Below are 20,471 nucleotides of genomic sequence, written 5' to 3' on the forward strand. Positions count from 1 at the left end.
GGGCATATACATGACAGAAGAAGCACGCGAAAAAAAGCTTAATGAGGTGTTTAATGGCGTCGGTTATGCGCAATTAAAGCCAGTACCCAAAGCGACTTTTTTGACTGAACAACAAAAACAAAAGTGTGTATTTAACAAAGCGCCAGAGGCTGATATCTGGTCAGCACAAGACCCGTCACCACAAAACGATTGCTGGCATAATCAAGCTTGGATCGCCCTTTATTTTGATCTGCTTGTAGCTTGGCTACACGACATTAAAGGCAATAATCTGTTAAACCAGTCTGAGCCAATATATTTATTGTGCCTTGGAGAGGCGCGTTACGCTTTTGGTTTGGCGTTAATGAATAAACTTTTGGAAGAGGGACCACAGCAAGGCTTGGAAGAATTCAATGTGTGTTTGTTGTTGATGGAAACAGATAAAACGGCACAGGCACAGCTCTTGTGCCACCCCGATTTCAGCCATTATCATCAGATTGGAAAAGCACACATACTAGATTGGAGTATCTTTTCAGAACAACCGTTACCGCATCAAGATATTGACGAAACGATGCTTGCATTCGGCGAAAATCCAGCATTTATGATAGCTCATGGTGTGCTTTCTAAGTTGCCACAGGCGATATATCACACACACTACCAAGACCTTTACCGAGCTGAGATAGCAACTACAGCAAATATCGGTCCCAGCAACAGTGCTGCAAGCACTGAAGCGGCTAATAACCAAGAGCTGCCGCTGCTTTGGCGTATGAAAGCGCACTCACCCTCGGATAAAGCAGAGGATGAAATTCGACTTGCATATCAGTGGTGCAAGACGAGTATTGATCTTGAAGTCGGGCACGGCGACTTAGCTTTGCCATTTGACGACATATTGAGAAAAGAGTTGGCAAGCGGGGGCTGTAAACCTATCGCGCTTCCAATCAATGCGGTACAAGTATGTATGCGTTTAGAGCAGACTTTTGATAAAGGGGTATGTCATTTAATTAGCGATCATTTGACGCCAGAGCTCGGGCTTAATCTACCCACAGTGATTACACAAACTGGGGTGGAGTTACCTTTAGATTTGAAGGCATTAAGTTATGTGAGTTCGGCTGTAACCCATACCCAAATAAAAAAACACGAAGGCACAGAGATGGCGACGTGTATGAGGTTAGGCCATCAAAACCCAGAGGAATTTATTTACACGCAGCATATATTTGAGAAAGCCTGCTCTGAGCATTTACCCAGTTGCCAGGTAAATATCTATGAAAGCTTAAAAAGCTGCACTCAGAGCTTAACAGAGGCGCAAATGTTAGCGTATGTTAGACTCTGTCAATATGACCCGAATATGTTGCAGATTTTCCTCCCACAATTGCTAAAGCAGGGGGTGTCTGTTGAAAATCGTATACAGTGGTGCGGTGTACTCTCTCAAGTTTGGCAAAATCACATTGTTGACTGTAGACAAGAGTCTTTCGCTTTTGCACTAGGATTGTTGGCCATTGATCTTAGCCATTGGGGATTAGCGAAAAACTGTATGCTGGCTTGTATGGAAGTTAATGGGCCTAGTACAGCATATTTACATAATTTGGCACTGGTGGCTTGGGCTACTGGAGAGCAAGAAGTGGCGAGTCAAAGCGCAGAATTGGCACTTGATTTCAGCCCTGAAGATGCGCAAGTAAAGCAGCTTAATATCGATATTGCTACTTATCAGCAGCAAACTAACCAACTATCTTGGTTTGATAAAGGACTTCGGTGCACTCGATGCGACGTGTCAGGGCTCAGAATTTTACCACTTGGGGCGCATCAGTTAGGTGAGTTTTATATTCAGTATCGACAAGATGATATTGCCGAACGCCTGCGTGGTTTGAAAATTGAACAGTTTAATCAATTACAAGCAGTTTGGCCGACTTGGCTTGAAGAGGGGCTGCGTGGTGAAAAGGCGCATTTTGCACTCGTTCATGAGTCTTTTGGTTTTGTGGGGGCAATTGTTGTGGATTTTTATCCGCTGCCAGATGCGATTGACAATCAAAATTCGCAACGTCATGCACACTTATCATTTTGGGTGGGGTGCGATTACCAGCATCGTGGTTTTGGAAAAATAGGGGTTAGCTTGGCAGTAGCCACATTAAAACAGCGCTCGCTCAAACTGAATATTTCCCATATTAAGACCTCTGCTTGGGTACATAACATGGCCTCTCGGCACATTTTAACGCAAGTTGGATTTAACGCGTTGGAAGAGGCCATAGGCGAAGGGCTGAGCAAGAAGTATTTTATCAATTAGCACTTGTGAATTAGAAAGTGAAGCAAGCACTCATTTTAAGCTGCTTCGAGTCGATCTAGACAATACATTTTCATTGGTAAGCACCCATGCTTAAAGTCAATGAGCACAATACCCTCCGTTTTATTTATTCAGAAAAGCCTTATTCAGCAGAGCTCAAATATTCGTAAACTACTAAAGGACCGCGCACTATGATGTCAGATATGGACGCCTCATACTTGCTTGATAGCGAAGAGCAGAAGCAAAGAAACAAAGCTCGTCGTCAAAAAAGAAATCGAACGGAAGAAGCGCCTTCTCGTTTTCGAGAACGCAGCCCAATTCGGCAGCCAAAGCATAACCTATCTCGGCAAAACTCAGATATGAGTATGCAAGAAGAAGATATTGAGACAATTGTGCTGGATGATTTAGATTACAGTGAGTCGATTTCCGAAGATGAGTATGACAACTTTATTCCTATATTAGACCAGTACTCGACTGATTTGACGTCGACTGAGAGAGTTGAACAAGCAGTTGAAGTCATAGGTAGCAGCTATTTTGATGTGTTGATGGATGAAGAGCAAGTTTATGATGTCGCACAACGGTACTATCAAGTGGTTGGCGCGAGGCTTAGCCACATTTACAAACTGCTTCTGCCAGAGAGCAAGGATGTTGACTTTGCGTTCAAAGCCATCAATCAAGTGGCTCAAAAAGACATGCCTGGAGTTAACTTAATTCAAAACTTTGCTTATCAATACAACCCGTATTTAATAGGGACTTCATTCTCAATTAACCCAGCATGGAATATTGCCATACCTGCTGGTGGCAGCGAAGAAAGGGTACGTGAGACTGCTGGTTCTGATTCGATAAATGATACAAAAATTAAGTTTTTTGCAGCCAAAGATTTTAAGTATAAAAATGCATCCGGTGCTGATGTAACGATTAGTAATATCGTTGGTGATAAAGTTGAGGCTCGATTATCTCGTCTAGCCCCCAGAGGCGAGTCTGCTGAAGTCAATGCCGATCAAAGCGATTTGATGAAGAATAAGCTTGTTTACAATAACAACGGGAATAATGCCAATGAAAAAGGCTGGATCCGTGGCCACCTTCTCAACGACAATTTAGGCGGCTCAGCATTGAAATTTAATTTGTATCCTATTACAGGATCTGCGAATAAAGAGCATCACGCTCGAGTTGAATCTCATGTAAAAAACCTCGTTGAAGCCGGTTATGTTGTTGAATATAAAGTAGAAGTAGTACCAACAGTCCCCGCACCTCATCAAACAGAAACCGCCCCTGGGTACAAGAGCGGAGCTGCGCCTAAGGCTAATTTAGTATGCGAGGTAAAAGTCTTAAGTGATATCAGTACGGATGCTGTGAGTAGTTACCACCCTGAAGGGTCGTTTTCAGTGACCATCACGTCTGAATACAAAACCAAACATGCCTCTACAGGAGATGTGTCGACTTTAAAGGCATTTACAAACAAAGCGGTTAAAAGCAAAGACAACACGGTTGACAGCAAGGCATATATGCGACCTTGGACAACGAGAAAAGGGCTTACTAAGCCGCTGGGTCTTGCACATAAAGATGATAAACACATTCGAGATAAAGACTATAAAGATTGGACAGATAAGCAAAAAAATAGCAAGTTTTGGACATGGGACCAGACACGAATTGATGCGCTTAAAGCGGCACTAAAAGGCTAAGTTAACTCTCACTGATATTAGAAATACACGCTTCACACATGCATTTGCGCTTCTACTCAACACCTCTTCTAAGTTTCTATTCTCTACATAAGCAACAATAGGAAATTATTGAAATGCAACAACAAGAACAGGAGCAAGCTCCTACCTTTCAAAGTTATCCCACGCGCACTGCGTTATCAGTGAGCAATGCATTAGACTCTGATTCTGTGAGTGTCGATCTACTCTCATCGGGCGTTGATGTTGCAAAGCGGTATGCCTCACAAGTGGTTTGGGATCATTTTAATGGCGATGCAACAGCTAAGCTGATTATCTCAAGTGTATTTAATTATGCGGTGACATCATTAAAGTCCTTGAACCCATGGGTGACGGCAATCTCACAAGCACTTTTACTTTTGGCAAAAGTTCCGCCTGGTGTTGTTTCCGCCGTTTTATGGGCCATTGGAAAAATCTGGCTTTGGGCTGCAAATAAATTTTATAACGGTGGTTGGATAGCCGCTGCGTGGGGAGATATTGATGAGCCATATATTTATCAATGGTTAAAAAAAGGCAGTGATGCACATGGGGCATTACGGGCACTCGTGGATGATTTAAAAGCTTGGGTTAAGTATATTCAAGATAAGCTTGCCAGTAGCGTTGCACGTTTAATTGGTGTCTCGGATTCAAGTAGTGAAGATGAGCAAAGCGATGAGCAACAAACGGATCAAGATGCACAAACATCACCTAATATAGTTGATAATAAGTTCATTTCGTTGGGGATAAACCAACCTGAATTATTGGACTGGGAAGAGGGGGCAAGTAAGCCCAAGCGCGCTGGACTACATGGTACGGGTGTTGCCAAGGTCAATCTGCTTGGTCAGCAATTTGGTGGTGATATAGATGTAAAATTACCATTTGGCAGTGGCTGGGAAGTGGCTGTATCTCCGGTTTTTGCAAGCCAACAAGGGGTGGGTTTTAGTGGTTATATTGAAGCGCATCAAGTATTGGGCGATGAGCTGACCATTAATGAAGAAGGCCTTGCTCGTTTTAAAGCAAGCATTGTTGGGCTAAACATTGCGAACAAGCGGGTTTACTCCGATTTAATGTCACTTGATTACAATAAGCAGCAAAAAGAAGTTCATTTTGCAGGTGATGCACATGTGCCGCTTTGGGATAAAAAGAAACTGGATGGTGAGTTTGATTTAAAATTGGATACTGCAGGTAAATTCAAATCAGGCAGGACCAAAATCTCTTCTAAAGATACATTCGAAGTAATCCCCAAGTTTTTGTCTATCAGCAACCCGAGTGGTGAAGTAGAAGTTAAAGAGGATGCTTCACCAGAGTTTGAGGTGAGTACTGACGCTGCGCTTTACGGCTTACCCGCTGGTGTGAAAGCATCAATTACGCAAGCAAAAGTGATGTATCACGATGAGCAATTAGGCGGTGAGGTTGAGCAGGCTGATGTGGAGATCCCAATTAGCAAACACACTACAATGACGCTGGCCATGACGAAGGCTAAGTTTACAAAAGATGCAATTGAAGCTGAAAATGCTTTTATGGATCTCGATCATGATAATGCCAAAGTGCTTAATGAAACGGCCATTGTCGAGTCAGACTTTTTCTCTGGAAACTTCGATTTTGGAAAAGTGTTTGAGCTTAAGCAGTTGAAAGTCCACCAAGGGTTAAACGCGCTTAAATTTGCTGGTGGTAAATTCTCCTACGAGAAGGATAGCAACAATGGTTTACAGTTACTTAGAGCACGTATTTTAGGCCTTGAGGCTTACTATAATAGAAAAGATCGTGAAGGTGGGATCACTGGAGAATGGCACAAAGGGATTGATTTTCCGGCTTTCTCTTTGGACTTTCCCGTTGCGGCTGGTGTTGCAGGAGTTGGAGTTGATATTACCGGGGGGTTTGAGTTTGGTGCGAGCATCGGCGCTAAGCTTAAAAATGAAGAGCAGCATAACACAGAGACACAAATGCTTTTCTCTGTGAATGGTGCAGCTTCGGCCAGTGCCAAAGCTAAAGCGAGAATTGAGGCTGGTGCTTTTGTGGGGGTCCCTTATCTTGCAAAGGTTCAAGGTGGTGTATTTGGTGAGATCCGAGGTGGTGTTGAAGGTAAGGTTGAAACAGAAGGGCGTTTGAAATACACGCGTGGCAAAGGCGGTGATAGCTTTGGTCAATTTGCCATTGATAGTGATTATCCAATGGAGGCGAGCTTTAGCCTAACCGGCTCATTAGAAGCGGAAGTAGGTGCATCGATAAAAGCCAAAGTACTGACATTTGAAAAAGAAATTGCGTCGGTATCTATTGGTGATTGGACACTGGGTGAGTATACGCTTAATGGTAAAATCAAAAAAGATCCTAATGGGAAAGGGTATATCGTTGAGCGCTCTAAAGGGGAGTTTACCGAAGGCAAACCAAAACCTGCCGAGGTAACTAAGGAGGCACTCCCAGTAGATAAGTGGGTTAATCAGTTAGAAAAAGATCATACTCATATTGAATACACCGAAGATGAAGCCAAAAGAAAGTTACCTGAGGTTGCACGTAAAACGGTATATAGTCACCTGAGTCCAATGCAAAAAGAGGATGTAAGTGAGCGATATACTCATTTGCTCAAGTTGATATCGCAGCAAAATAAGTTCACTGAAATTTATCGAGAAACCAAAGCTGATAGGGATAAGTTACCGACCAGTGGCACTTATATTTGGACCTCTAAAGTTTGGAATGAAGCGGTACAGCGCAAGAGTTTCTGGATTTTTGAAATGAGTAAGAGTAAAGCAAAAGTGGCGGATAAGCTGGATAAATATCACAAAACGCACTCTATTTTAGAGCGGAGACTGTTACTTGCAAAGCTAGAAGAGATAGCCTCGGACTATCGCAAAAACCGCTCGAAAAACGCAGAAAATAAAGAAGCTGCCGGGGAGTTTTTAGAGAGTATTGAAAAAGAAAGGCTCATTTTAATGTAATGATCTGTTAGTCAGAAACTAACTTGTTCTGATAATTGAAAAAATGACAATGAGTGTAATAAGGCGTAATAGATATTGGCTAGTGAGTTCTTTATGTTGCTAGTTAGATTTGAGTGGCTGTGAGTTCATAACTGCTCGTATCGATACAACATGTAAAAGGAACATTGATCCATGCCAAAGCCTAATTGGCGATACACACACGCGGTCAGAGATGGCCCTTCGCTCTTTGATTCAATAAAAGCAGCCTGATGGCTGCTTTTTTTATAACCCCAAAAAAGAGGTTTACTTTTAATTTAATATATTTTTATAGCTGCATTTTTGGTTTGGACACGTTTTTATCAGCTCATCCTTACAGTGCGGTTTAATACTAACTAGGTGGTTGGGCATATAGTAGTCCATTGTTAAAAAATTAGTTATACCTTTTTGCCCACCGTTTTTTATTTCAAAGTATAAACCTTTTGGGTTTCCACCAATATATTTGTGAGCCCAATTTGGTACACTTAATATTAAGCTCCCTGTAAAGTTAATATTCCCTGTAGATTGTCTATATTTGCCATAATCGTAAGACTTATCAATTAGAGTAAAGCGATAGCCATCATCAATTAAGTTGCTACTCGGAGGTAAGATACGGGTCTCGACGTCTTTTGAAAGTGCTTGCTTAGAAATTGAAAATGGAGAAAAGCAATTTTCTAAAATTACATTTTCACTAAAAAAATAGCAGCCTTGTAGTGCGATTAGGCAGAAAGTTAGAATAGTTATTCTTGCAAGTTTATTCATATTTAATTCTTATTTTAACTGAATTTGGTTAAGAGGTTTTAGGCTGTCTGGTTGTTCTTTAATTAAATGTGGGTTTAATTTTTAACTAATTAATTATATACAAGAAAGTTAATTTTTACTTTATCTTTTCTTAAATTTAAGCAAAGGCGAAAATGGAGAAGTTGTGGAGCGTATTTTCCCAACCCAATTATACCTTGTTTGGTTCAATTAATTCCGCTTGCTTAAATCGAGTGATTTAATATGTAATCACGGCAGCAGCTCGGTTAAATTTGTACTTACTACATCTTATTATGTTCTCATTAATGTGGCAGTAGGTATGTAAACGACTTAAGATCCTGACAAACATGAGCTTGCATTCTATTTTTGTCTCTAAATAAAATACAAACGAGTTGCATTTCGTGTACAATTCGAAAAATTTTTTTAGTTATGAACTTCATGAAAGTAAACCAATTGACAGTTGCCCCTATTTTGGCTTCGATATTTGCGCTGGCAGGATGCGGTGGGTCTTCAAGTGATCCACAAGACAATAATCCTGTTGTAACAAAGCCAGATGCACAGCCAACTCTGACATTAAATGTTAAAAAGCGCACAGAGTGCGGTTTGGTTGCTTACCCTAATGCGAGTATTGTATTTCACGACGACAACGGTCAAGTTGTTGCGTCACATTCGAGTGATAGTAGCGGGTATTTTAGTCAGCAAATTCCCGCAGGCGCTAAACATGCCTCTATTATTGGCATGGAGAATAACGGTGGCTTTGAAAATTTTCGAAAAATATATACCAAGTTAGATATTTCTTCAGGCGCTGATTTTACGACAATCGAATTTCAGGACCTGTCTGCTTATTGTAAATGTAAAGAAATAGACGTTGATCTGAGTGCACTTAAAGTAACACATAGCAGGTTTCGTGTTTCAAGATCTAACGGTGGTGATATACAAGACTATCAAGATGTTGTTAAGGTCTGTGGAAATGACGAAAAGGTATATTATACTATCGACCAACCTGGCTATGGTTCTAGCCTACTAGCGGTAATTGATTTGCCCGAAGGTGTAAATACAATCACAGTAAATGGCAGTGACTTTGTGCACCACAGTGCAGATTTATCTACGTCACAATTTGAGCAAAAATCGAAAGTCTATTTGAGTGCTGTTGATAAGATAGGCAATCACTTTTTTCAAGATTTTGATTTTTCAGTTGAAGGTGGTGTCAATCTGAAAATGTACCCAACAGGGTTTGCTGAACATGAACTCAGTAACTACCAGAGTATATTGTTCCATTATGAGGGGCTCCCTGTCGCTATATCAAATGGCGTGACACTGCGCTTTGATAAAGTAGACCAAATTGGCGAATTGACGTTTCCAATTGCATCTACTGAGCTGGCACAGCAATTAACTGTGGCTATTTCTTCTCTAGAGCAGGGGGATGCAGTAAGTTATGACTTTACTGGGTTAGATACACGTATTCAGAGCGCAGCATGGGAATTTAGTTTTGATACGAGCAAGTACCCAATAAAATGGCACGTCTCTGGTGCTTTGGTTTCTGAACTACCGAGTTTTAGTTTTGGTGATGAGACCTTTTTGCCTGCGCAGAATAGACCCGACCATTCTCGTGTAATGTTGTCTGGCTTTGATGGGGCACCAGCAAGCCTTTCTGAATATCGACGTTATGTTTATCAGCGCCCTGATAAAAAAGCGCTTGGCCACCGTGTATTTATTTCCGTATCCACGTTTAACCATTCTCAACTTTAAGATATCAAAACAAATGGCAGCTAATTTAAGCTGCCATTTTCAAATCGTTTCTCGTCACTACTTACTTAACGATAAGTTGGTCTTCATAAGTGTAGATACCGTTTGGATCTGTTAAGTTGAATACTTTAACAGCCATCGTTTTACCAGCAGCATTTTCACACTGAACAATTTGGTAAAGAACAGGTTGTGCAGTGTCATTGCTGTACACTTTGTCTTGCGTGAATACATCTGAATGGAAAGTATTCGAAGTATCACTACCGTGGAATAGGCCTAGAGATAGACCACGGTTAGCAACTGTGTAGCAGTATGACTGGCTCTTATTCTGGTTGTTCACATTAAGCGTGCTCTTAACACGGAATGCTGAATGGTAACCAAATGAATATGGCTGGTTTACGAACTCACCTGCAGGCTCAACTGTAATGTCCCAATTTACAATAGGCGCACCAGGTACGTTTACCAGAACGTTATACCAAGTATTGTCTGCATCATAGCAGCTTAAGTGAAGTGTTTTGTTGTGTGTTAATTTGTCTTCTGCAATTGCGTTAGTCACACCGATTGTTGCTGCATTTGCGTTAGACGCATTTGCTTGAACACCAACATTTACAACATGGCTGCTGTCAACGTTTGAATATAGGTTACCATTATCACAACGAGCGCCGTCGCGAAGTTCAATGTCAGCTGAGAAGTTGTGCGCAAACTCACTGGTGATCACTACGCGGCTTACTGGGCCGTGTGAGTAAACAGTGTGGCGGTCATAGCCATTTGTATCAGCAACGTTGATAGGCGCAGCAACGGCACTTACTGTGGTTAATAAAGCAGCTGCAAGTGTACCTAATTTAAACATTTTCATTTTTTTTCCTTTGGTCGTTCTTTAATTCAGTTGTTTATTACTTGTTAGTTTTAGTGAGTTATCACTTGGGCCCAAAGTGTTAACGAGATGCAAAGTATCAAACAAAATGAACATCAGCAAATTGGTGATATGTAAAAGTTAAATTGTAGGGGTTAAGAATTTATATGTATATAAATCAATGTTTTGATGGTTTTTTCAAGTGGTTTAATTAATTAGTTAATTTGATTGAATATGTAATTCATAAGCTTCAATTAGCTTTACTGATGACTTCATTTTTTAAAAATAATCAACCATTTTAATTTAATGTAAATTATTGTGCTTTTCTAAAGTGCAATAATTAGTCTGGCCAGACAAAGGAATAAATATTTTCTATATTTTTATGAAGTGACTTAAAGCTCATCCAAGAGAGAAACTTATTGAATGGTTTTTACCGCATCTTGTAACTTTTTATCTGACCATTTCTCTGGTTTGCTTGGTGGCTTTCCAAAAGTCAGCGTTGTACCTAACCCAGGGGGTGATATGGTGACGCGGCCGTATTCATTTTCAACAACAAGCGGGTGTTCACTGTCTAGCAAAATAACATCGATTGTGTCTTCGCTATATAAATTGCCTCCCCAAAAGTCAGTGCCTCTGATCCCAATAGAGCCCATCGGTGTTTTAATTTTAAAATCGGGATTGGTAACCTGAGTGATTTGACCTGTCACGACTCTGAATGCGCCTTGTATAAATTCAAAGTGCGCTTCAGAGACTGTTTCATGTTCAAATTGATCGACAATAAATTGAGTATGTTCACCCAGTGACAAAATCGTACCATCAGAAAACCTAAATTGTGCTCGGGCATTTTTTCCTGTTTTTAGTATGTCTGCGCGATAGATAGGGGACTTACGGCTCAAACTGCGCTCAACCGAACCCGATGTGGCCAAGACTTGCTCTTTAGCAAGCATGACCTTAGCGACTTGCGCATCAGCTAAGCTGGCGCTTGAAAAAAGTATAAAACTTAAAAGTTGAATTTTCATTGCATGTGGCCGTGTGTTTTCTTTAAAAGTAGAAGCTCAGTGGCAGGGTGTCGACTTTATCTAGCCATTACTTTAACGAATTGTTCACAAAGCTCAGTCTAGTACGTCGGGTTATCGATCTAATTTGAAAGGGTAAAAAATTCGTGCAGGTGAGAGCAACTTCCGTTTATAACTGTGAGCCTTTGGCAATCATGCGCACTGGCTCCTTGCATTGGGCGACAATGCAGCTAAATAAGGCACCTTATTTCACAAAATCGTTATTAAGACAGCTGAGCCATTTCTTTTTACCAGAATCTAATACACAAAAGCGTGTAATTAAGGTCCTCAGCAGTGACAAAGCAGGTGTATTCAGTTTGGGGGGAGACTTAGGTAGCTTAGCAAATTGTGTGTCTGAGCAAGATGGCGTTTGGCTCAAAGACTATGCGTTTACTTATATGACGCTTTTGCAGCGAATTTTACACGGCGCGAAACACAATGTGACCAGTATCGCATTGATACAAGGTCGTGCTTACGGTACAGGTATGGAAGTTGCCTTATGTACGGATTGTGTTGTAGCGGAGGAAGGTGCAGTCTTTATGTATCCTTCTACGCTGTTTAATCATGGCCTAGAGCACCTTTTAATTGCGAAGTTGCAGCACAAAACATCGCGTAGTGCCTTGATGGAAGTCATGTATTCAGATAAGCGATTTAGTGCCAAAGAGCTGTATGAGCTCGGCTTGATTGATGTGTTAGTCAATGTCGGTGAAGGGGAGAATAAGGTCAGAAGTCTGGTCGCTCGAGCGCAAGCTTGTGGTATTGGACATTCGGTTTTACAGAATTACCGCTATCAGAAAAGTATAAATACATTCAATCAGTTAAATAGTGTTGCCGAGACTTGGGTAAAAAACACGATTAAAGTGGATGCCATGCAACAAAAATATTTACGCCGATTGGCACGCAAGCAATATTAGATAGCAATAATCATGGCGAAGAGGGCCGCTTTACGCGCAGGGAAGGGGAAGGCGGCCCTATATTATAGACAGTTTAATATTTATTCTGCGCTGTGCTTACGGTGTTTTTTGATGGCTTTTGCAATACGCTTAGCCGCGCGTTGCATGGTTTTCCTATTCGGGTGCAATCCGTCATCCATGGGCTCAAACCCTTTCCAGATATCCAAAAAAATGGCATTGGGCACTTCAGCTCGGAGACGGTTTAGCCTGAGTTCAGAAAATGTCTCGTAATTTTCTTTACTGATTATCCAAGGCCAGTTGAATCGGCTTCGTAATGTTTCCCAATCTATGGCGTCATAGGCCGGTGCTTTTGAAAATATGGGAGTGATCCCAGCATCTAATGCACGATTAGCGACACTGACAAATGTATCAATGTACGAGTTCATTTGCTCAATGGTACATTCCGATGTGTCTGCCATCGGAATACCGAATGCATCAGGGTGGTTACAATCATTACCGCGAATAATAACGATATACTCTGCAGAGACTTCACCGGAAAATGAAGTTACTCTGCTTAAAGCCTTGGTAAATAGCTTTTCATATCCTTCCCAGCCTGGGCCCACACATTCTGGTCCCGGAAAGCAAGTGAGCCTGTCAAATGTTGTCGCACCAGCTTGGCCTTCGTTTATCAGATGCCCAGATAGTCGAGGCTCTCTGATCAAGGCATTACCCAGTGATAAGTACTTCCCTGAATTGATTGCTATACCATTTAATGGCGCTTCAAGGTTATCGAAATAAGGCATTTTTGCATTCGCGAATGAAGCACCAATTAACAGCAGTGGTGGCTCTTCAGATTTTGGAGCAGCATGTACGTGCGAAGTGAGCAATAAGCTTGTACTGAACAGAATGGTTTTTAACGTATTTGACGTCAACATAAAGGTCCTTTTGGCTGAAAATCGAACACTTCTAAGTTATGGGATGGAATTCAAACTGTAATTAGGACTTTGGTCGATTATCAAAAAGTATGGTCGCTAGTCTTACTTCGCAACGGATAAGTCCATTGCGAAAATAAAATTCACAACTTAGGCTCAGCGCCGTTGTATCTAGAGTCGCCCAAAGGCGTTCATCTCCATCAGCTTTTGAGTAGTGACTTTGTGAGGAGTAAAAGCATAAAAACTCTAAAGCACACCCGTTTATCGCATTGCGCTAGGTATCAATAATGATAAAAATTCTCAATGAAAGTACCGTTTTTAACTTGTTGCTAGATAAAGGCGTCTTGGTTGTTCCAACCGCAGGCCCTTTAGAAGTGGCTTCCAAAGGACTAATTTGCCAAGGGGAGATAGCCGTTCAAGATGACATAGAAAAATTCTTGACCAAGAAAGTTAATATGTCGCCTTATATTAATGGTGCCTATGCGGCCGGTGGAGCGGTCACATTCAGTGCAATTAACGATATTGTTTTATCCGAAGTGACATTTAAAGGCGGCGCGCCAATTGTGCTTAAGGGTGATATTGTGTGCGCATTGAGCGTGATCCCCGCACTTAATCCGCAGGGAGTACCGGATCCTGGCCCTCCGACTGAACTTACGGTCAAATATGAACCGACCCAGCCGATTGTTATTTCAAAATAAAAAGTCAATTTACTGCACTTTTTTCATTTTATACACATACTTAAATGCCCATTTATAGAGGGGATGAAAGGAAATCTCATGAATAATGTTAAGTTGTCTCGTTTTCTCAGCATAACTTTGCTGATATGTATGCCGGTGGGGTGTTACAAAGAGGGGGTGATAAGAGGCAGTAATGAACTCTTAATAAATGGCAGTTTGCTCAAAGGCACAATGGCTTATGCCTCTATTATTATTTCTGATGCAAAACATGCAACCATTTGGCAAGGCCAAAGTGATGAATTTGGGTCATTTGACAGTCAGTTCAGTGTGAGCGAAAACAGCGTTTTTTACATTGAGGTCAAAGCAATAGAAGACACAACAATGGTTTGTGATGCAGTTGAGTGCTTTGATAGCGATGGTGGCTTAATTGCTAACTATCAAGAAGTCGTCACAGCCCCTGAGCTTGCTCATTTACAGCTTAATTATATGGCTTCGTCCAATAATTTAATTGGCTCTGTGCAAGTAAATGCTTTAACGAGTTTGGTGTATGGCCAAATCAATAATAAATTAAACCAAGGCACAAGCCTAGGCGAGTTTGACTCGATTGCTCAGCAAGCCAGTCAAGTGGTTTTGACGGCACTTAATTTGCCTGATCAGCAGCGTAATATACTGGCTACTGAGCTAACGCCTGTTAACCAACTCAGTACTGAGCAAGAACAGACTCTGTTGCTATTGAGTTTAGTCAATGCGGCGGTAGCCGAAAATACCGCACAATTAGCTCCGCTTATCACAGCAATTAAGCAATTTAGCACCCAGCCAGAAGATGCAGCGAACCGAGATAAGTTATCAGCGTTAAAAACGGCACTGATGGCAAGCTCCGTTAAGTTAGCGCAAAGTGGATTAGTGAAAAATATCCCAGACGACATCAATCGCAGGTTACATGAGGCACAAACCCAACCGATCAATTTTGATTTATTAAAAGCTGAAAATATAAAGCTACAAGCAGACATTCAGGCTGTGAATGTAACGGGGGTGACCGGTGGAAATGGGTAATAAAAAGCCACCACGTGATGTAAAAACACCATCGACTGTCTTCGCCTTGCTTAGCATGTTGCTGATGAGTATGGGCTTGAGTGCTCAGCCTCTTGTTTTGCTTAAAGAAAAGCGCTCAACCAGTATGCCTTGGCATAAAAAGGTCAACTACTTTGGTAATATCTCGGCATACAATCAATCGATTTCTTTGCGCAGAGAGCCTGTTAACCAAGCAATAAGTCGTGATGTTTTCACTGGGGATTCCAATACGCTTGAAGGACGCTTCAGTGCGGGTGGCAAGTTGTTTTCGAGTGGATCTATTTATGCGGAGCTAACGTTAGATCATACCAAGCTTAAAGGCCAAATAAGCCGTGTTGGCGAAGCGCAATTTATTGACTCAGTGAATTATCGGCGACATAAATCTAGGCTCGAACTATTTTACGAATATGACTTATCCCATGGGTACGCATTCGGGGTTGATGTGTATGCAGGTGCTGAACAATACCAGCATCAACAAAGTCGCTTTAAGGATAAAGAGTTAGGTGGTGCTATTTTATTGAGTCATCAACAGCGTTTTGAAAATGCAAAAGTGGATCTAGATTATGTACTAAGCTTTCGAGAGTTGAATTTTGAGAGTGAGTCGTTAGACGACACAAGTCAGGTTTATCATTCTCTACTTATTGAGTACGGGTATCAATTTTCGCATTTTCTAACCTTGTATGTGGGTGGCCGGCACTCTGTCTTTCCAAACTATATTGAGCGGAGCTACTGGGGAAGTCAATCACAACAGGCGTTAGTGTCAGAGGCTGAATACCGTCTTGATGCAAGTACATTGATCACAGTCAAATTCGAAAAGTTATGGCTGAGTAATAGCGGACACACACATACACTCTCGGCACAATATGAATATAAGTTTGGTGGAAAAAATACCAAGCGTCGTAAGCGGAAGTATAAAACCCCTAATCTGTTAATAAGGTAATTAACGCGTCAAAGGAAATCATATTGGAAAGGAAAGTAAACCTTAAAATCGCCTGTTTTGGCGGGGCAGGTATTGGCCTTTTGTTCGGTGTAATTATGGGCACAAGTGTGACGCCGACAGTGACAATGTTACTCGGTGCATTGACGGCAGTACTGGCTGCTATTTTGGGACTGAATGATCGTCACTTTAATGATGCTAAGGCGCTGCGTATTGGTGCTTTTGGGGTTGCCTGTGTTGTTGGGGCGTACATGGGGATTTATGTACGTGCCCACAATGTATTTACGCCTTCGTTGTTGGAACTTAAAGCACAATACTTAGCAGCAGGTTACACACATCAGCAAGCTCTACAACTTTTGACCTTAAAAGAGTTTGGCATGACACTAGAGCATGTCAGTAGCGCTGAGGGCGCATCATCCAGCGGATCCTTTCACTTTTCAGAGCACGCAAACTTGTTATCTAGCCAGCATAATAGCGTGCTATTCAGTGCCAGTGTATCTGTGACGGGTTGCGAAGAGTTAAGATATACAGATCGTAGCCTTGAGCTGGAAGAGGTGATTAATAATTTTACCCTCACTGGCGATGAGTGGGCGACTCTGAGTGAGTCGATAGTGCGACAAGTGGAGCCGGGCGACCAAAAGTCTATTTTATTGGCGGTACGGGATACGGTTTGTGGTGAACTCGGCGATGAAAAACCTTGCTTAGATGATAGGGAGCTTGCAAACATAACTGAGTTTGATGAAGCCCAACATATATTGTCGCAAGCTTGGCATCAAACCTTGCAACAGTTAAATGAACAAAGACTATCAGAGGTGAATAAGCTCCATGCGCTGAAGTTCGTTCATGAAATGGTCTGTCCAGTCAAGCAGGGTTGATAGTATGACAAAGTCACTGTTTTTGCTGTCACTGTTGTTGACGTTTTTTTCCGTTAAATATGCCTTTGCCAGTTTAGAGCCTGATGTTCTGAGCAAGAGTACAGTCAGAATCGTTGTCAAAAAACCGAACAATGCAATGGGAGTCGCTTCTGGGTTTTTGTGGCAAAAAAACCATTGGGTCGTGACGTCTTTGCACGTGATGGACCCGCACCCACGCAGTAAAATTATCATAGATTTTGGGAAGAAAAGACGCCTTGCGAAGGTGTCTCGTGTTTTCCCTGAAGCAGATTTAGTGTTACTTGAGGTCGTTAACCCACCAAAAGGGTGGCGCCCTTTAAATCAAATTAAGCAAGCGAAGCCAGAGTATCGAGAGCATGTGACTGCATTGGGCTTTCACCATGGCGCGCTGGCAATGAGTACACGTGAATTATTGAAAGGGTACGCAAAGCCAGAAGTATTAAAGCAGTTTTTACCACCTTATGCCGTCGATACGCTAGCAAAAACCAATATACCCGATGTGGAGTTTCCTATTTACTACTTGGACGGTAGTCTTTTACCTGGTTTTTCAGGTGCCCCAGTATTTGATAGCCAGGGCAGGTTGGTAGGTATAGGGAACGGCGGATTAGAAAATGGCGCCGCTAATGTCAGTTGGGTGATCCCAGCAACCAATTTAGCTAAGCTGGTTAATTCTAAGTTGAGGGTATTACCCGAAGGATTAAAAAGCACTTCTGAGCTGTTCACGCTAGATAAAGTGACAAAAGCTCAAAGACAGCCGAAGCACAGACAGCGAAACATGGTGCAATTACCCCGTTTATCAAATTTGTTTGTAACTAAAGCGCATGCTGGTTCTGAATTAGACACGGACAATGAGTTGTTGCCACCATTATACTCGGTAAAATATCAGGGCTTTGAATTTGTTAAAGTGAAATCGCGCACGCTCGCTGAACTGACTTTAAGTAGTGCCACACCCAATGAATTTAATCAGGTTGACCAATTATTTAAATCAGTTTATGGCAATTTTATCCTCGATATATCTTCGTTGAGTTTCGATATTTATAGTGATGCTTTTTACGGAATTAATATTGCGGTACCCAGAGGGGCCGAGTTATACGTTGATGCCCAAGGCTACCTATTGGCCAGAAGTGCAACTTTATGTCGGCTTTGCTTTTACGAACTGCAGTATCATGCAAGGATGCTTGATGAAAAGCAGCAAGCAACCTTAAATCAGTCACCTCATAGGTTCTTCGAGCAAAAGGCGTTGGAACATTGGGAAGCGCTTAATGAGGAAGGTGAATATGTAGAATACACAGACTACAGAAACATAACGGCCTATGGAGGCAACCGATTTGTTTTAAATGCGCTTTTTGCAAATTTCAGTGAACCACTCATCGACAGTTATGAACTTAATTATGTGTCTATCGCGACCAACAGAGACAGTTGGTTACAGGCGCAAGCCATTAATAACCGCTTTGACAGAGAATATCTTGATCTACTTGCTAGTCAAGCACAGCTGAATTGTCATCAAGTGAATTTGTCAATCACTCAAATTGACTTATGCGAGTCACTGCATAGTGCCTACGCACTACTTATGAGCGTATATTTAACTGGTTTTTCAAATCGTTTCTATTCAATTTAGTCGTTTTCGCATTTCATATCATGATTACACCGACTTTACCCTATCTCGTCTGTAAAGCGCTCTTGGGGCGGGTTAATTCACAGAGAAATATTCAGTCAAAAATACTATAAATCAATAAATTAAAAAATATTCATTTTAATTTTCACACCCTCTAGGCCATGGCGTCATAGCAGTACAAATTAATTAATACATACACATCAGTTGGGACTGATGTGGCGGAGCCGTGCAAAGGCTCTTCGATTTCAGAGGCACAAAGGAAAGGGTGGGTTTGTTCCCATTGATTTGCCACCTGAACTGTTATGACCGAACAGCTTTGTGCCTCTTTTCCCACAAAATTCTTGCCTAATCGGCTCTTTAGAATGTAATTATCAACGTAAGGAAAAACTATGCCTCAATATAAAACCCCAGACGTCTACGTCCAAGAGAAGTCAACTCTGCCTCCGTCAGTTGCAGAAGTGGCTACTGCTATCCCTGCTTTCATCGGTTATACAACAAAGCTCGATGATGCTGGTAATGTTGCTTACCTTAATTCACCAACTCGTATTACGAGCATGGTTGAATTTGAAGCTGTATTTGGTGGCGCATATCAAGAGAGCTTTAAAGTTGCGCCTAAGTCAACTGGTGGCTTCAATGTCACGTCAGATGGCACAATGCTTGCGGATGCATATTTCTTTTTACACCAAGCAGTGAGTCACTTCTTTGCCAATGGTGGCGGTGCGTGTTATGTGGTAAGTATCGGTGCGCCAGACGCAGGACTTCTTTCAGCAGATCCAGTGACTGGTGAAATAAACCTGCTAGCTGAGCAAGCAGCAAAGTTCACAGCGGCTATCACATTACTAAACAAAATAGATGAAGTCACACTTATCTCTTGTCCAGAAGCCATTGGCCTGAGCACTGTTAAGCATTATGAAGTGCAAAATAAGGCGCTTGTTCATGCTGAAAAAAGAATGGATCGCTTTGCACTGGTTGACGTTCAAATGCAAGCGGATGCAGACAGCATTGACCCAATCGCGGATGATTCAAAAGCATTGAGAGCGGGCGCTACATTGGGCCTTAAATATGGTGCAGCTTACTACCCATATTTAACAACAACAATGGCACGTGCATATGACGCGAAGAAAGTAGTTGTTAATACTCCACTAACAGCGCAAGCTTGGTGGCCAAAAGCGAACACACATGAACTGGTTTGTGTGGGTGACGACGGCACTTGGGCTGCAATTGGCCAAGATTACCTTTATAACCCTGCAGGGGCGAACGACCCAACGGATGCTGAATATGACCCATCAGGTAATCGTTACTTAGTGCCAGAAACGGTATTTGCAACAGACGGTAGTAAATATTATCGCCTTACTGATGGTGAGCAAGTTGATCTAGCAGACGGTGAAGTAACAGCGACACCAGGCGGCTCTGCAATTACTATCTCAGATGATTTCGAATTAACTGACATCATGCTTCCTCAGCTGCAGCTTGCTGCAATCGGTGACCCGGCTTACCCATTCTCATCAGCAGATGTGTATAACCAAGTAAAAGCAGAACTTGGTAAAAACTACCTTGATTTACCACCTTCACCAGCAATCGCGGGTGTGATGGCTAAAACAGATAAAGATCGTGGTGTTTGGAAAGCGCCAGCGAATGCTGCACTTGCACAAGTATTAATGCCTAAACTGGCGATTGATAATGCAGATCAAGAAAACCTCAACGTAGATGCGACTTCTGGTAAGTCTATCAATGCTATCCGTACATTCGTCGGTAAAGGAACGCTTGTTTGGGGTGCTCGTACGCTAGCGGGTAACGATAACGAGTGGCGTTATGTGTCTGTACGTCGCCTATTTAACATGGTTGAAGAGTCTGTACAAAAAGCAACGCACTTCGCAGTATTTGAGCCTAACACGCCATTCACATGGCTAAAACTTAAAACCATGATTGAAAGTTATCTAGAAGGGCTTTGGCGCTCAGGTGCTTTCTTTGGTGAAACACCAGAGCAAGCATTTTTCGTCAACGTTGGCCTTGGTCAAACAATGACTGAAGATGACATCAACAATGGCTTAATGAACATTGAAATTGGCCTTGCGGCAGTGCGCCCAGCTGAATTCATCGTTCTAACATTCTCTCATAAGAGCCTTGAAGGTTAATTCTTGCGCCTAAAG

General features: G+C 41.9%; 15 protein-coding genes. 11 read left to right on the forward strand and 4 right to left on the reverse strand.

The features are described from left to right. Nucleotides 1-10 precede the first annotated feature (10 nt). The 3 genes from JF50_RS12605 to JF50_RS12615 all read left to right on the forward strand — a co-directional run bounded on the left by JF50_RS12605 (nt 11) and on the right by JF50_RS12615 (nt 6,878). On the forward strand, nt 11-2,254 hold the full coding sequence (locus JF50_RS12605; protein ID WP_039609810.1) for a GNAT family N-acetyltransferase: 2,244 nt from the start codon (nt 11-13) through the stop codon (nt 2,252-2,254). 188 nt (nt 2,255-2,442) lie between these two features. Further along, nucleotides 2,443-3,933 carry a DNA/RNA non-specific endonuclease gene (locus JF50_RS12610; protein WP_039609811.1) on the forward strand — a complete coding sequence of 497 codons (1,491 nt, stop codon included), beginning with the start codon at nt 2,443-2,445 and terminating at the stop codon, nt 3,931-3,933. A 113-nt stretch (nt 3,934-4,046) separates the two neighbouring features. Then, nucleotides 4,047-6,878 carry a hypothetical protein gene (locus JF50_RS12615; RefSeq protein WP_039609812.1) on the forward strand — a complete coding sequence of 944 codons (2,832 nt, stop codon included), beginning with the start codon at nt 4,047-4,049 and terminating at the stop codon, nt 6,876-6,878. 288 nt (nt 6,879-7,166) lie between these two features. Here the strand turns inward: JF50_RS12615 and JF50_RS12620 are convergent, their stop codons facing one another. Beyond that, nucleotides 7,167-7,655 (reverse strand): hypothetical protein, encoded by a 489-nt coding sequence (locus JF50_RS12620; RefSeq protein WP_039609813.1) that lies wholly within the window; start codon nt 7,653-7,655, stop codon nt 7,167-7,169. Between the two features lie 435 nt (nt 7,656-8,090). Between JF50_RS12620 and JF50_RS12625 the strand changes: the two genes are divergently transcribed. Next, nucleotides 8,091-9,401 (forward strand): hypothetical protein, encoded by a 1,311-nt coding sequence (locus tag JF50_RS12625; RefSeq protein WP_039609814.1) that lies wholly within the window; start codon nt 8,091-8,093, stop codon nt 9,399-9,401. 61 nt (nt 9,402-9,462) lie between these two features. Here JF50_RS12625 and JF50_RS12630 read toward each other — a convergent pair whose 3' ends face one another. After that, nucleotides 9,463-10,251 (reverse strand): hypothetical protein, encoded by a 789-nt coding sequence (locus JF50_RS12630; RefSeq protein WP_039609815.1) that lies wholly within the window; start codon nt 10,249-10,251, stop codon nt 9,463-9,465. 413 nt (nt 10,252-10,664) lie between these two features. Beyond that, nucleotides 10,665-11,267, reverse strand: a complete 603-nt coding sequence (locus JF50_RS12635) for a FecR family protein (protein WP_039609816.1) — start codon at nt 11,265-11,267, stop codon at nt 10,665-10,667. 221 nt (nt 11,268-11,488) lie between these two features. Here JF50_RS12635 and JF50_RS12640 point away from each other — a divergent pair, with 221 nt between their 5' ends. Next, nucleotides 11,489-12,217 (forward strand): enoyl-CoA hydratase-related protein, encoded by a 729-nt coding sequence (locus JF50_RS12640; RefSeq protein WP_160290473.1) that lies wholly within the window; start codon nt 11,489-11,491, stop codon nt 12,215-12,217. An 80-nt stretch (nt 12,218-12,297) separates the two neighbouring features. Here JF50_RS12640 and JF50_RS12645 read toward each other — a convergent pair whose 3' ends face one another. Continuing rightward, the gene (locus JF50_RS12645) at nt 12,298-13,131 is read right to left on the reverse strand and encodes an SGNH/GDSL hydrolase family protein (RefSeq protein WP_039609818.1); all 834 of its coding nucleotides are present in this window, start codon (nt 13,129-13,131) and stop codon (nt 12,298-12,300) included. Nucleotides 13,132-13,415: 284 nt separating this feature from the next. Between JF50_RS12645 and JF50_RS12650 the strand changes: the two genes are divergently transcribed. The 6 genes from JF50_RS12650 to JF50_RS12675 all read left to right on the forward strand — a co-directional run bounded on the left by JF50_RS12650 (nt 13,416) and on the right by JF50_RS12675 (nt 20,456). Next, nucleotides 13,416-13,826, forward strand: a complete 411-nt coding sequence (locus tag JF50_RS12650) for a hypothetical protein (protein WP_039609819.1) — start codon at nt 13,416-13,418, stop codon at nt 13,824-13,826. Nucleotides 13,827-13,904: 78 nt separating this feature from the next. After that, a complete protein-coding gene (locus tag JF50_RS12655) occupies nt 13,905-14,858 on the forward strand; it encodes a hypothetical protein (RefSeq protein WP_039609820.1) in 954 nt (317 codons plus the stop codon). Next, nucleotides 14,851-15,816, forward strand: coding sequence for a hypothetical protein (locus JF50_RS12660; RefSeq protein ID WP_039609821.1), 966 nt, complete (start codon nt 14,851-14,853; stop codon nt 15,814-15,816). Before JF50_RS12655 ends, JF50_RS12660 begins: the two co-directional genes overlap by 8 nt. A gap of 23 nt (nt 15,817-15,839) precedes the next feature. After that, the gene (locus tag JF50_RS12665; RefSeq protein ID WP_039609822.1) at nt 15,840-16,688 is read left to right on the forward strand and encodes a hypothetical protein; all 849 of its coding nucleotides are present in this window, start codon (nt 15,840-15,842) and stop codon (nt 16,686-16,688) included. 4 nt (nt 16,689-16,692) lie between these two features. Further along, nucleotides 16,693-18,324, forward strand: a complete 1,632-nt coding sequence (locus JF50_RS12670; RefSeq protein WP_039609823.1) for a S1 family peptidase — start codon at nt 16,693-16,695, stop codon at nt 18,322-18,324. A 386-nt stretch (nt 18,325-18,710) separates the two neighbouring features. Continuing rightward, a complete protein-coding gene (locus tag JF50_RS12675) occupies nt 18,711-20,456 on the forward strand; it encodes a phage tail sheath family protein (RefSeq protein ID WP_039609824.1) in 1,746 nt (581 codons plus the stop codon). Nucleotides 20,457-20,471: the final 15 nt, after the last annotated feature.

Source organism: Pseudoalteromonas luteoviolacea, from assembly GCF_000814765.1.
Classification (GTDB): domain Bacteria; phylum Pseudomonadota; class Gammaproteobacteria; order Enterobacterales; family Alteromonadaceae; genus Pseudoalteromonas; species Pseudoalteromonas luteoviolacea_H.